The sequence below is a fragment of the Micromonospora sp. WMMD734 genome (assembly GCF_049178975.1).
GTDB lineage: Bacteria > Actinomycetota > Actinomycetes > Mycobacteriales > Micromonosporaceae > Micromonospora > Micromonospora wenchangensis.
Window position 1 is genome coordinate 577,445 of the sequence record NZ_JBMHMK010000001.1, and the last position, 13,722, is coordinate 591,166.

The window sequence follows — 13,722 nt, forward strand, 5'->3', positions numbered from 1 at the left end:
AAGCGGAACGGACGACCCGGCCCGGGGTGTCGGCCTGGCGTCGGAACGTGATGCTGCCGGCAATGCACGCCGCAGGAGATGCGCCCGCAGCCCTCGATGGTGAACAATGGCGGCCGAGGAGGGGAGTATTCCCCCGCGACGGAGTCGTCAGCACGGTCGAGCGTCCCCCGACAGCTCGACCCGGCTCCGCCGGTCAGCGCCCCGCCTGCGGGTCGCTGGCGGAAGAGACCTCCGACAGTCACCAGTGTGTGCGTCGTCGCCCACCTCGCCGTCACGCGGCGTACGGTGTGCCCGACGCCGCGTGTCTGCCGGAGGAATGGATTGAACGTGTCCGGAATGGTGTGGGCGGGAACCCTCGTCGCACTGACGGCGGTGCTCCTCGCCGACCTCTTCATCATCGGTCGTCGGCCGCACGAGCCCAGCGTCCGTGAGTCGAGCCTCTGGGTCAGCTTCTACGTCGGCCTGGCGCTGCTGTTCGGCGCGGGGCTGTGGGTCACCGCCGGTGGCGACGTGGCCGGCCAGTTCTACACCGGCTGGCTCACCGAGTACAGCCTCTCGGTGGACAACCTCTTCGTCTTCGTGATCATCATGGCCCGGTTCCGGGTGCCCCGGAAATACCAGCAGAAGGTGCTGCTCATCGGCATCGTGCTGGCCCTGGTCATGCGGGGTGGTTTCATCGCCGCCGGTGCGGCCCTGATCTCCCAGTTCTCCTGGGTGTTCTACATCTTCGGCGCGTTCCTCATCTACACGGCGATCAACCTGGCCCGGCAGGGCGAGCCGGAGGAGGACGAGTTCAAGGAGAACGTCCTGATCCGGTGGAGCCGCAAGGCGCTGCCGCTGTCCCGGGACTACGACGGCGCGAAGCTCACCACCCACGAGGCGGGCCGGCGGCTGTTCACCCCGATGCTGGTGGTGATGATCGCGATCGGCACCACCGACCTGATCTTCGCGCTGGACTCGATCCCGGCGATCTTCGGGATCACCAAGGAGCCGTACCTGGTCTTCACCGCGAACGTCTTCGCGCTGATGGGCCTGCGTCAGCTCTACTTCCTGGTGGGTGGGCTGCTCGACCGGCTGATCTACCTCAGCTACGGCCTGGCCGTGGTGCTCGGCTTCATCGGCGTCAAGCTGGTGCTGGAGGCGCTGGCCGACAACAACCTGCCGTTCCTCAACGACGGTGAGCCGATCGGCTGGGCCCCGCACATCCCGATCTGGCTGTCGTTGACGGTCATCATCGGCTGTCTCGCCGTGGCGACGGTGGCCAGCCTGGTCAAGTCGTCCCGGGACCGACGGCGCGAGCTGACCGAGGCGCGTCGCTGACCGTAGTGCCACCGACGGGCGTCACCGCACTGCCGGTGACGCCCGTCGCCGCTCAGACCCGGTGCGCGCCGACCAGGGTGGCGACCCGGTCGGGTGGCAGCGGCTCGGCCAGCACCCGCCGCTGCCGGTAGCAGGCGTGCAGCATCCGTGGCCCCCGGCCGGCGGTCACCAGGCCGACGTGGTGGATGCCCCGCCCGGGTCGGGCGAAGAAGTACAGGTCGCCCGGGCGTTCCTCACCGGCCGGCACGGGGGTGGTGGCCGCCGCCTGGTCGTCGGCGTCGCGGGGCAGCGTCACGCCGAGCCGTCGCCACACCAGGTGGACCAGGCCGGAACAGTCGATCCCGTGCCCGGAGAGCCCACCCCAGACGTACGCGACGTCGCGCAGCCGGGTGGCGACGGCGAGCACGTCGTCGGCGGTCGGCGGGGTGGCCGGAAGGTCGGTGACGTCCGCCTCGGGGACCCACAGCGGATCGGGCCGCCCGGGTACCCGTACCGGCCGCCACCCGTCGACGGCGGGACCGGCCGGGTGCAGCCGGGTGCCGAGGACGACCCCCGGCAGGGCCACCGGGCCGGCGGGGGCGACCCGTAGGCCGGTGCTGACGGCGTCGACGACGAGCGGGCCGGCCGGGCCGCCGTCGGGGGTGGCCGGGGCGAGCTGGGCGGCGGGCAGCCAGCCGGGGTAGCCGCGCGGGTCGAGCCGGGGCGCGGCCTGCTGCACGGCGACGACCCGGGCCCAGCCGTCGGGGTGCAGCGCGGTCACCAGCACCCGTTCGCCGAGCAGCAGTTGGCTGAGCACGCAGTCACCGACCCGCTGGTTGGCGTCCATTCCGGTGATCCAGCCGTCGGTGTCCGAGGGCACCGCCAGGGCGGGCCGGTCGACCGGGCGGGTCGCGCCGGGGTCGGTCCAGAGGGTGGCGACGGCCACCCGGACGAGGGCCTCGCGGCCCGGCTCCAACTTCACGTCGACCTCCGGCTCACGTGTCGGTGCCCCATCCGGACCATAGGAAGAAAATCTGCGATCATCAACCTCGGTGCTGAATCTTAGTTTCGTTCTCCGGGGTTGCGGTCACCGCGGTGACGCCGAGCCCCGGCGCGTCCGGCAGCACCACCGTGGCGCCCTCGTACCGCAGCCCGCCGTGCACCGGTGACCAGGCCAGCCACCAGGCGGCGTCCAGGTCGGACACGACGCTGGTCCGGTAGGCGGCGGCCAGGCTGGCCGCCGCGCCGACCCCGACCTGAGTCTCCATCATGGACCCGACGAGGGTGCCCAGCCCGTGTTCCCGGGCGAGTTCCAGCAGGGTCCGGGCCTGGCGCAGACCGCCGCACTTGGCGAGCTTGACGTTGACCAGGTCGGCCGCCCGCCGCCGGATCACCGCGACCAGGTCCCGTACCCCGAACACCGCCTCGTCGGCGAGGATCGGCACGTCCACCCGGTCGGCGACCCAGGCCATGCCGTCCAGGTCCCACCGGGCCACCGGCTGCTCGACCAGCTCCACGTCGAGGCCGGCGTCCTCGACGCCCCGGATCACCCGGACCGCCTCCCGGGGCGTCCACCCCTGGTTGGCGTCCAACCGCAGGCGCACCTGCGGGCCGACGGCCGCCCGGACCGCGCGGACCCGTTCCAGGTCGCCCGCCGGGTCGGTGCCGACCTTGAGCTTCAGCACGTCGAAGCCCTCGTCGCGCCGCTGCCGGGCGGCCACCGCCAGGTCCGCGCCGGCCCCGGCGGCCAGCGTCACGTCCGTCGGCACCCGCAGCGCCGTCCCACCGAGCAACCGCACCAGGGGTACGCCGAGCCGCCGTGCCGCCAGGTCGTGCAGCGCCACGTCCAGCGCGCCCCGGGCCGCCTCGTTGCCGGCCACCGCCGCCGCGACCTCGGCGCAGCGGGCCAGCACGTCGTCGGCGTCCCGGCCGACCACCGCCGGGGCGAGCACGTCCCGGACGCAGGACTCCGCGCCGGCCACCGACGCCCCGGTGACCTGCCACACCTGCGGGGCCTCGCCGAAGCCGGACCGCCCGTCGGTATCGGTCACCTCCACCACCAGGGTCTCCACGGTGGTGGTACGCCGCAGCGCGGTGACGAACGGGGTGTGCAGCGGCGCGGACAGCCGGTGGGTGCGTACCACGGCGATCGTCATGTGCGGCACCCTATACGCACGTCGTCACCGAAGGAGTCGCGCCGATGACTGTGGCAAGCTGGACGTTGGTGGGTGCGCCGAACGCCCGTGACCTGGGCGGACTCCCCACCCGTGACGGTCGGCGGGTGCGCCCCGGCCGGCTGATCCGCACCCCGGCGCTGGGCCGGTTGACCGAGACCGACCTGACGGTGCTGGGCCGGCTCGCCCCGGCCTGCGTGGTGGACCTGCGCGACGACGCCGAGATGGCGTCCGCCCCGCCGAACCGGCTGGTCGGGGACCCCTACCTGGTCCGATTGCCGGTGCTCGACCCGGCGCACCCGGGGTTCGGCTACCTGTCGGCGGTGCTGCTCGGTCACGACCTCACCGGTCACGACGAGGCGGCCCGGCGGGGTGCGGCGGTGGCGATGGGGGAGCTGTACCGGTGGTTCGTCAGCGGCGCGGTGGCCCGGGAGGGGTTCGCCCGTGCGGTGCGGCTGGCGGCCGACCCGGTCAACCTGCCGCTGCTGTTCCACTGTTCGGCGGGCAAGGACCGCACCGGGTGGCTGGCGGTGGTGCTGCTCACCGCGCTCGGCGTCGACGAGGAGGCGGTCCGGGCCGACTACCTGCGGCACAACGCGTTGACGGTGGAGCTGCGCGGGGAGGCGTTGGCGGCGATGCTGCGGCGGCGGCCGGAGCTGGACCCGGAGACGGCCCGGGCGGTGCTGGAGGTACGCCCCGAGTACCTGGACGCCGGCTACGACGAGGTGCGCCGCCGGCACGGGTCGTTCGACGCGTACCTGGCCGACGGGTTGGGGGTGACCCCGCAGCTCCGGGATGCCCTGCGGACCCACCTGCTGGACTGAGCGCCGGTCAGCCGGTGAGGTCGTGCCGGGCGGCCCAGGCCGTCGCGGAGACCTCCGCCAGCAGCCGGCAGGCGTCGGCGTCGTCGGGCGCGGTGGCGGGGTCGGTGGTGGCGCAGACGGCGATCACGTAGGCGGGGGCGTCGTCGGGCAGGACCACGCCGGCGCTGTGCCGTACGCCGCGTACCCAGCCGTTCTTGTGGGCGATCCGGGTGCCGGCGGGCAGCCCGGCGGCGAGGTCCTCGCGGTGGCGCTGGTCCAGCAGCACGTCGACCATGGCGGCGCAGGCCGCCGGGGTGGCCAGCGGGCCGGGCCGGTGCACGCCGAGGGCCAGCCCGCCGAGCAGGGCGGCCAGGTCGGCGGGGGTGACCAGGTTGGTGGTGCCGGCCTCCCGGGCGGCGGCGTCCTCGATGCCCCGGCCGGTGACGCTGTGCCGGGCCCCGGCGAGCCGCCAGGCTTCGGCGACGGCGGGCAGGCCGAGGAGTTCGATGATCAGGTTGGTGGCGAGGTTGCTGGACCGGGTGATCATCCGGTCGGCGAGCCAGCGCGGGGTGGCCCGCCCGCCGAGCCGCTGCCAGACGGCGTCGTCGTTGTCGTAGGCCCGGACGCAGGCGAACCGGGGTGCGTCCGGTCGGGCCGAGGTGAAGTCGTTGACCACCGGCACCGGGTCGTCCAGGTCGAGGAGGTCGGCTTCGGCGGCCCGGTGCAGGGCCAGCAGCACCGCCACCTTCATGGTGCTGGCCGCGTAGTGGGTGGCGTCGGGGGTGCGGGTCCAGGTGGGTGGGGCGTCGAGCCGACCCAGGTACGCCGAGACGGTGCCGGGCACCCGGTCCAGCCGGGCGTCGAGGTCATCCCAGGTCATGCCCGTGACGCTAGCCGAATCCGGCCCGCCGGGAGGGCCCGGCGGCTCCCGGGGCAGGGTGCCGGGGCGGCCCGGCGGCCCCCGGGTGGAGTCGGCCGGGCCCGGGGCGGAGGACGGGCGGAGCCCCGGTCCGGGTGAGGCGGACCGGGGCTCCGGGTGAGGCGGGGTGTGGCAACGGGTGCGACCCGGGTGGGTCAGCCGGCGTGCTTGCGGCGGGCGGCCATCCGGCCGCGCTGGGTCTGGTCCAGCACCACCTTGCGGATGCGTACGGCGACCGGGGTCACCTCGACGCACTCGTCCTCGCGGCAGAACTCCAGCGCCTGCTCCAGGGAGAGCTTGCGCGGGGGGATCAGCTTCTCGGTCTCGTCGGAGGTCGAGGCCCGCATGTTGGTGAGCTTCTTCTCCTTGGTGATGTTGACGTCCATGTCGTCGGAGCGGGAGTTCTCCCCGACGATCATGCCCTCGTACACCTCGGTGGTGGGCTCGACGAAGAGCTGGCCGCGCTCCTGGAGGTTGATCATCGCGAACGGGGTGACCACGCCGGAGCGGTCGGCCACCAGCGACCCGTTGTTGCGGGTACGCAGCTCACCGAACCACGGCTCGTAGGACTCGAAGACGTGGTGCAGGATGCCGGTGCCCCGGGTGTCGGTGAGGAACTCGGTGCGGAAGCCGATCAGGCCCCGCGCCGGCACCAGCCACTCCATCCGGATCCAGCCGGTGCCGTGGTTGACCAGCTGCTCCATCCGGCCCTTTCGGGTGGCCAGGAGCTGGGTGATCGCGCCGAGGTACTCCTCCGGGGCGTCGATGGTCAGCCGCTCGACGGGCTCGCAGGTCTTGCCGTCGATCTCCTTGGTGACCACCTGCGGCTTGCCGACGGTCAGCTCGTAGGACTCGCGGCGCATCTGCTCGACCAGGATGGCCAGGGCCAGTTCGCCTCGGCCCTGCACCTCCCAGGCGTCCGGCCGCTCGGTGGGCAGGACCCGCAGCGACACGTTGCCGATCAGCTCCTTGTCGAGCCGGTCCTTGACCATCCGGGCGGTGACCTTGGCGCCCTTGACCCGGCCGACCAGCGGCGAGGTGTTGGTGCCGATGGTCATCGAGATGGCCGGCTCGTCCACGGTGATCAGCGGCAGCGGGACCGGGTTCTCGGCGTCGGCCAGGGTCTCCCCGATCATGATCTCGGGGATGCCGGCGACGGCGATGATGTCGCCGGGCCCGGCCGAGTCGGCCGGCTTGCGCTCCAGCCCCTCGGTCATCAGCAGCTCGGAGATGCGGACCCGCTGGGTGCTGCCGTCGGTGCGGCACCAGGCCACCGTCTGGCCCTTGGCGATGGTGCCCTGACGCACCCGGCACAGCGCCAACCGGCCGAGGAACGGCGAGGCGTCCAGGTTGGTGACGTGCGCCTGCAGCGGGGCGCCGTCGTCGTAGGAGGGCGGCGGGATGGTGTCGAGCAGGGTCCGGAACAGCGGCTCCAGGCTGGTGCTGTCGTCGGGCACCGAGCCGTCGGCGGGCTGGGTCAGCGAGGCGATGCCGTCGCGGGCGCAGGCGTAGACGATCGGGAAGTCGATCTGCTCCTCGTCGGCGTCCAGGTCGAGGAAGAGTTCGTAGGTGTCGTCCACGACCTCCTTGATCCGGGCGTCCGGCCGGTCCACCTTGTTGATCACCAGGATGATCGGCATCCGCGCCTTGAGCGCCTTGCGGAGCACGAACCGGGTCTGCGGCAGCGGGCCCTCGCTGGCGTCGACCAGCAGCACCACCCCGTCGACCATGGTCAGGCCCCGCTCGACCTCGCCGCCGAAGTCGGCGTGGCCGGGGGTGTCGATGATGTTGATGGTGACCGGGTCGGAGCCGTCGGCCGGGAGGTAGCGCACGCCGGTGTTCTTGGCCAGGATGGTGATGCCCTTTTCCCGTTCGAGATCCATCGAGTCCATGACGCGCTCGGTGTTCTCACCACGGGCCCCGTAGGCGCCGGCCTGCCGCAACATGGCGTCGACCAGGGTCGTCTTGCCGTGGTCTACGTGGGCGATGATGGCGACATTGCGGAGGTCGGTGCGAAGCTGCATACCCTCCATACTCCTGTCTGCGGTTGCCGGGGCAGATGTCGGGGTCGTCCCGTCACCGCCCGGATCTGTGCCGGAACTGCTGTTCCGGCCGTGCCAGCGGCGGGTCTGCCGAGCCCACCGGCGGGCCGGCCGACCCGGGGGCGGCCGGGCACCTGGTCGTCGCGACGGTCACCGCGGACGAGGCCGCAGTGATCTTCGGTCTGTCGGTGCCGGGGGAGTCGACCCTGCTGGTCGGTCTCCTAAGCGTACGCGGGCCTGTGCGGGCCCGTCCGGGCACTGCTCCCGGTGGCCGGTGCGGCCGTGACGGGCGACACATCCACCCGGGTACGCCGACGGCCGGGGGTCCCCACTGGTGCAGGTGGGGACCCCCGACCGGGTCGGAGGGGCGGGTCAGTCCCGGGCGGCGACGGCCGGCGCGGCAGTGGCCGCCTCGGCGGCGTCGTCGGTCTCCCGGTCGATCCGGCCGGGCCACCAGAACCGGTCGCCGAGCAGGAACGCCAGCGCCGGCACCAGCACGGTGCGCACCAGCAGTGTGTCGAGCAGCACGCCGAGGCACACGATGATGCCGATCTGGGTGAGCAGGATCAGCGGCAGCACGCCGAGGACGGCGAAGACCGCGGCGAGCAGGATGCCGGCGCTGGTGATCACCCCGCCGGTGACCCGCAGGGCGGAGAGCATGCCGTCGCGGGTGCCGGCCCGGCGGGCGTCCTCGCGGGCCCGGGTGACCAGGAAGATGTTGTAGTCCACGCCGAGCGCGACGAGGAACACGAAGGCCAGTAGGAGCACCCCGCTGTCCAGCGCGGGGAAGTCCAGCACGTGGTCGAAGAGCAGCCAGGCCGCGCCGAGGCTGGCGAAGAAGGACGCGATCACGGTGAGCACCAGCAGCAGCGGGGCGAGCAGGCCGCGTAGCAGCGCCACCAGCACGGCGAAGACGAGCACCAGGATGATCGGCAGGATCAGCCGCAGGTCCCGGGTGTTGGCCTCGTCGGAGTCGTAGGTGGCCGCGACGGTGCCGCCGACGAGCGCCCCCTCAGCCGGTTCGGCACCGGCGACGGTCGGCGGCGCGGAGCCGGGCACGGCGGCCACCGCGTCACGCAGCGCCTCGACGGCACGGTCGGAGGCCGGGCTGCCCGGTTCGTCGGTGAGCACCACGTCGACCTGGGCGACGGCGGCGCCGGCCACACCGGGCCGGGCGGAGGCGACCCCGGGCACGGCGGCGGCGGTCCGGGTGACCTCGGCGGCGGCGGCCGGGTTGGTGAGCACCGCCACCGGCTGGGTGGTGCCGGCGGGGAAGGTGCGGGCCAGCGTCTCGGCTCCGGCGACCGCCTCGGGCTTGGCCCGGAACTGTTCGGTCTCGGACAGTCCGGTGCGCAGGGTGAGCCCGCCCAGGGCGAGGCCGGCGAGCAGCAGGGTGGACAGCACGGCGACCGGCAGCGGGCGGCGGACCACGGCGGCACCGAGCCGGCCCCACAGCCGGCCCTCCCGGGCCGGGCCGCCGACCTTCGGCACGAACGGCCAGAACAGTCCCCGGCCGAAGATGACCAGCACGGCGGGCAGCACGAACAGCGCGGAGAGCATGGCGAACACGACGCCGGTGGCGCAGGCCACGGCGAGCGCCCGGTTGGTCTCCTGCTCGGACAGCAGCAGGGTGAGCACGCCGAGCACGACGGTGCCGCCGCTGGCGAGGATGGGTTCGGCGGTCCGGCGTACGGCGGCCCGCATGGCGGCGAACCGGTCCTCGTCGCGGCGCAGTTCCTCCCGGTAGCGGGCGATGAGCAGCAGGGCGTAGTCGGTGGCGGCGCCGAAGACCAGCACGCTGGCGATGCCGGTGACCGCGCCTTCCTGGAGGTTGATGCCGACGGCGGGGACGATGGTGTCGACGGCCCGCAGGGTGAGCTGTTCGGTGGCGGCGACGACGATCAGCGGCACGATCCACAGGAACGGGCTGCGGTAGGTGACCAGCAGCAGCAGGGCGACCACGCCGGCGGTGACGGCGAGCAGGGTGAGGTCGGCACCCTCGAAGACCTTGGTCAGGTCGGCGGTGAACGCGGGTGCGCCGGTGACCGCGGCGGTGAGCCCGGCGGGCAGGCCGCCGACGGCGTCGCGGACCTTCGCCACCTCGTCGGCGACGGCCTGCTGACCGCCGGCGGTGTCCAGCGGGACGGCGAGCAGCGCGACGGTGCCGTCGGGGGAGACCTGCGGTGGGCTGACCTGGCCGCCGACGGCGAGCCGGCCCAGCGCGCCTGCGCGGTCGGTGACGGCTGCCCGGTCGGTGTCGGTCAGCGGGCTGCCGTCGTCCCGGCTGACCACGACGATCGCCGGTTGGACGTCGTTGTCGGGTAGCTGGTCCTGGAGGCGTTCCACCTGGGTCGACTGCCACTGCACGGACAGGCCGGTGGCCGAGACGGGGGCGGGGTTGTCGGGCCTCGGGAGCCCGAAGACGACCGCGCCGACGACGATCGCGGCGGCCACGGTGAGCCAGGCGGCGAGCCGGCTGCGGGCGACGCGGGTGAACAGAGACATCGGTGGCCCTCGTGGTCTGTCGGTGGAAACGCCGACGGGGAGATAGCCCGCCGTTCGAGTATCTTGATGACCGAGATTATCCGCCGCTGTTCTATGCTGCAACCGGGCGCAGCGACAGGGGGCAACGGCGGGCGTGGCAACGCACGGGATGTATCGGCGGCGGGACGACCCGCGCGGGCGGATGGTGGCCGACATCACCAACGACCTGCGGCGGTACTCGGTCGACGCGCAGCACATCGGGCACGCGTTCGCCAACCTGCACGGGCTCAACCCGACCGACCTGCACGCCCTGATCGCCGTCATGGACGCCGAACTGCTCGGCGACCCGATCACCCCCGGCCGGCTCGGCGAACAGCTCAACCTCTCCTCCGGGTCGGTGACCGCGCTGATCGACCGGCTGGAACGCGCCGGGCACATCCGCCGCGACCGCGACACCGCCGACCGGCGCAAGGTGTTCCTGCACTACGCCGACCAGGGGGCCGCCCTGGCGATGAGCTTCTTCGGCCCGCTCGGGCGGCGTACCGACGAGGTGATGGCCCGGTTCACCGACGACGAGTTGGCGGTCGTGCACCGGTTCCTGGCCACCATGGTCGCCTCGATGCGGGAGCACCGCGACGCGATGCGGGCCGCCCGCGCCGAACCGCCCCGCCGCCCGGCCGACTGACCGCCGTGCCGGACCTGTCGCTCGCCCGCCTCGCCGCCGCCGTGCTGCGTCTGCCGGCCGCCGCCACCCACCGGGTCGACGTCACCCGGGGCCTCACGGTCCGGGCCCGCGACGGGGCGCGGCTGCGCACCGACCACTACGCCCCCCGGCTGCCCGGCGCGCCGACCGTGCTGATCCGCACCCCGTACGGGCGGGGCGGGCCGATGCGGCTGCTCGGCCGGCTCGTCGCCGGTCGCGGTTTCCACCTGGTGATCCAGTCCTGCCGGGGCACCGACGGCTCCGACGGGCTGTTCGACCCGCTGGTGCACGAGCGCGACGACGGGCTGGACACCGTCGACTGGCTGCGCCGGCAGCCCTGGTACACCGGCCGGTTCGGCATGTTCGGGGCCAGCTACCAGGGTTTCGTCCAGTGGGCGCTGGCCGCCGACGCGGGCGACGAGCTGGCCGCGATGGTCGCGGTGGTCACCGCCTCGACCACCCGCGACTCGACGTACGCGGGGGAGTCCTTCGCCCTGGACACGGTGCTCACCTGGGCCGAGCTGCTCCAGGCGCAGACCGTGCCGTGGCTGGCCCGGCAGTGGGAACTCAAGCGCGGGCAGCCCCGGCTGGCCGCCGCCCTGGCCCACCTGCCGCTGGCCGAGGCCGACCGGGTGGCGACCGGGGTGACCGTGCCGTTCTTTCAGGAGTGGCTGCGCCACCACACCCCGGACGCCGACTACTGGCGGACCCGGGTCTTCGACGCGCGGATCACCGAGGTGCGCGCCCCGGTGACGATGGTCACCGGCTGGCAGGACATCTTCCTCCCCGCCCAGCTCGCCGACCATGCCGCGCTGCGGGCGGCGGGCGTACCCACCCGGCTCACCGTCGGCCCGTGGACGCACGGCAGCCCCGGCCTGCTGGCCGAGGCGCTGCGGGAGGGGTTGGGCTGGCTCGACGCCCACCTGAACGGCCGGCCGCCGTCGCCGCGCGCCCCGGTGCGGGTGCACGTCGGCGGGGACGGCGGCGGCTGGCGGGACCTGCCCGAGTGGCCGCCGCCGGCCACCGCGATTCCGTGGCACCTGCACGCCGGGGGCCGGCTCGCCCCGCAGCCGCCGGCCGCGTCGCCCCCCGACACCATCCGGTACGACCCGGCCGACCCCACCCCGTCGCTGGGCGGTCCGCTGCTGGTGGCCCAGCGCGCCGGCCCGGTCGACAACCGTCCCGTCGAGGCCCGGCCGGACGTGCTGGTCTACACCGGCGCGGTGCTGACCGACCCGGTCGAGGTGGTCGGCCCGGTGCACGCCGAGATCCACGTCCGCAGCGAACTGTCGTACCTGGACGTGTTCGTGCGGTTGTGCGACGTGGACCGGCGTGGCCGGTCCTGGAACATCTGCGACGGTCTGGTCCGGGTGGCCCCCGGCCGGTTCCCGGTCGACCCGGACGGGGTGACCCGGGTGCCGGTGCCGCTGTGGCCGGTGGCGCACCGGTTCGCGGCCGGGCACCGGCTGCGGGTGCAGGTGTCCGGGGGTGCCCATCCCCGCTACGCGCGCAATCCCGGCACCGGTGAGCCGCTCGGCGAGGCGATCACGCTCCGCGCTGGGGTCCGGCAGATCCTGCATGATCCATCGCATCCGTCGCGGCTCGTGCTGCCGGTGGTCCCAGCCGGTTCCCAGCTTCCACCTATCTGAAGACAACCCCTTTGAGCTGGGGTTTTTCTCCCAACTGGGACTATCGTCTGTCGCAACGCTCGATGACGTGCACCAGCGGTCGGTTCGGCTTCCCCGGTGGGTGATCCATACGCGGAGTAGCGAAAATTCCCCGGCCCTGGCCTGTTGCTGAAGCAGTCGGTGCCTCCCGGTTCCGGCTGCGGAGAGGGGGGCGTCATGACGACGGCTCCGGCCAATCTGCTGGCGGTCCGCCGGCTCCTGCTCGACACGATCAAGGGACTCGATCCCGCCGCGGTGGGGATCGTCGGTGATCCGGCCCACCGGGGTGGTTACCACTGCGGCTCCGACCGGGTGGTCACCAACGACTACTCGGTGGTGGAGTCGCCCCGGGACTCAGGCGGCCTCACCCTCTACGCCTCCGGGCTGGACGTGGGCACGTTCAGCGTCCGCTCCGGGGGTGCCACCCACAATCTCCAGACGTTCTCCACCTGGTGCGTCGCCCAGTGCCGGGCGAACACGGTGGACAGCCGCGACCTGCGGGAGATCATCTATTCGCCCGACGGCAAGGTCGTCAGGCGGTGGGACCGGCTGGGCAAGCGCAGCTCCGGCGACGACTCGCACCTGTGGCACACCCATTTCAGCTTCTTCCGCGACTCGACCAAGGCCGGACGGGACCAGACCCCGCTGTTCCGGCGCTACCTGACCGGCATCGGACTACTGGAGGACACCGACATGACACCCGAAGAGCACGCCTGGCTGGAGACCGTCCACAAGAACCTGACCGTCCTCGACGGCCGCAACCCGGTGGGTCAGATCTACACCCGGATGGCGATGGGGGAGGACCACACCAACCCCGACTTCGTCGTCACCCACCCGACCCTGAAGTCGCTCGGTGCGCAACTGACCTCGTTGCAGACCGCGTTGACCGCCCTGGCCAACAAGGACTTCACCGACGAGCAGGCGATCATCGCCGGGGTCCTGGCCGGGCTCACCCCGGAGAAGATCGCCGCCGCCATCCCGCCCACCATCGCCAAGCAGGTCGCCGACGAGCTGGCCAAGCGGCTGGTGGCCTGACGGCACCGTGCACGCCGGCCTGCCCGGAGGCGGCCGAGGACCCCGTGGGCACCCCTTCCGCCCCGCCTCCTGCGGAAGGGGTGCCCACGGCTGTCGGCGGTCATCCCCGGGCCCTGGCCCAGGTGAGGAAACGGTCGGTCAGTTCCGGGCGTCGCCCGGGGTGGAGCTGGCCGAGCTGGTGGTCGGCCTCGGTCATCAGGGCGGCGAGATAGCCGAGCAGGGCGGTCCGGTCGTCCCGGTACTCGACCAGCAGGCCCAGCCGGGCCGGCTGGCAGGGCCACTCCGCGCCGCAGTTGCGGCAGCGCCACAGGGGACGCATGGCGACGTGCGGGACCACCCGGCGGGCCGACGTCGGGAGCGCGCCGCGACGCCGTGCCGTGTCGTCGTCGACGCCGGTCACCGGTGACCGGCGGTCGGCCGGCGGGTGCGGTGCGTCCTGGCGGGCACGGGTTACCTCCTCGGGTCTGGAGGGGCCGCCCCCAGGGGGACGGGGGCGGCCCGGCGGAGTCGGCCCGAGCCCCTCCGGCGTCGGGCAGGTCCGCCACAGGTGACAGTCTGGTGAGGTTGCCGTTACCGTCGGAAGGCATTCGCGCTGC

Annotated in this window: 11 protein-coding genes; 5 read left to right on the forward strand and 6 right to left on the reverse strand. The window is 73.3% G+C overall.

Annotated features, from left to right (window positions below; all coding sequences use genetic code 11):
- Positions 1–321: 321 nt before the first annotated feature.
- A complete protein-coding gene (locus tag ACN267_RS02620; protein WP_421487828.1) occupies positions 322–1,320 on the forward strand; it encodes a TerC family protein in 999 nt (332 codons plus the stop codon).
- Between the two features lie 52 nt (positions 1,321–1,372).
- Here the strand turns inward: ACN267_RS02620 and ACN267_RS02625 are convergent, their stop codons facing one another.
- Positions 1,373–2,281, reverse strand: a complete 909-nt coding sequence (locus ACN267_RS02625; protein ID WP_204959175.1) for a C40 family peptidase — start codon at positions 2,279–2,281, stop codon at positions 1,373–1,375.
- Between the two features lie 61 nt (positions 2,282–2,342).
- Entirely contained in the window at positions 2,343–3,455 is a 1,113-nt protein-coding gene (locus ACN267_RS02630; protein WP_421487829.1) for a mandelate racemase/muconate lactonizing enzyme family protein, read from the reverse strand.
- 44 nt (positions 3,456–3,499) lie between these two features.
- Here ACN267_RS02630 and ACN267_RS02635 point away from each other — a divergent pair, with 44 nt between their 5' ends.
- A complete protein-coding gene (locus ACN267_RS02635; protein ID WP_281895747.1) occupies positions 3,500–4,297 on the forward strand; it encodes a tyrosine-protein phosphatase in 798 nt (265 codons plus the stop codon).
- A gap of 7 nt (positions 4,298–4,304) precedes the next feature.
- Here ACN267_RS02635 and ACN267_RS02640 read toward each other — a convergent pair whose 3' ends face one another.
- The 3 genes from ACN267_RS02640 to ACN267_RS02650 form a co-directional block, all read right to left on the reverse strand.
- Positions 4,305–5,156, reverse strand: a complete 852-nt coding sequence (locus ACN267_RS02640; protein ID WP_421487830.1) for a serine hydrolase — start codon at positions 5,154–5,156, stop codon at positions 4,305–4,307.
- Positions 5,157–5,350: 194 nt separating this feature from the next.
- On the reverse strand, positions 5,351–7,219 hold the full coding sequence (typA, locus tag ACN267_RS02645; RefSeq protein ID WP_421487831.1) for a translational GTPase TypA: 1,869 nt from the start codon (positions 7,217–7,219) through the stop codon (positions 5,351–5,353).
- 390 nt (positions 7,220–7,609) lie between these two features.
- A complete protein-coding gene (locus tag ACN267_RS02650; protein ID WP_421487832.1) occupies positions 7,610–9,742 on the reverse strand; it encodes an MMPL family transporter in 2,133 nt (710 codons plus the stop codon).
- A gap of 148 nt (positions 9,743–9,890) precedes the next feature.
- Between ACN267_RS02650 and ACN267_RS02655 the strand changes: the two genes are divergently transcribed.
- The 3 genes from ACN267_RS02655 to ACN267_RS02665 all read left to right on the forward strand — a co-directional run bounded on the left by ACN267_RS02655 (position 9,891) and on the right by ACN267_RS02665 (position 13,126).
- Entirely contained in the window at positions 9,891–10,406 is a 516-nt protein-coding gene (locus ACN267_RS02655) for a MarR family winged helix-turn-helix transcriptional regulator (RefSeq protein WP_204959622.1), read from the forward strand.
- A 5-nt stretch (positions 10,407–10,411) separates the two neighbouring features.
- Entirely contained in the window at positions 10,412–12,073 is a 1,662-nt protein-coding gene (locus tag ACN267_RS02660; protein ID WP_421487833.1) for a CocE/NonD family hydrolase, read from the forward strand.
- Between the two features lie 195 nt (positions 12,074–12,268).
- A complete protein-coding gene (locus ACN267_RS02665; protein WP_204959169.1) occupies positions 12,269–13,126 on the forward strand; it encodes a hypothetical protein in 858 nt (285 codons plus the stop codon).
- A 100-nt stretch (positions 13,127–13,226) separates the two neighbouring features.
- Here the strand turns inward: ACN267_RS02665 and ACN267_RS02670 are convergent, their stop codons facing one another.
- Complete coding sequence (locus tag ACN267_RS02670; protein WP_281895756.1) at positions 13,227–13,526, reverse strand: flavin reductase; 300 nt, start codon at positions 13,524–13,526, stop codon at positions 13,227–13,229.
- Positions 13,527–13,722: the final 196 nt, after the last annotated feature.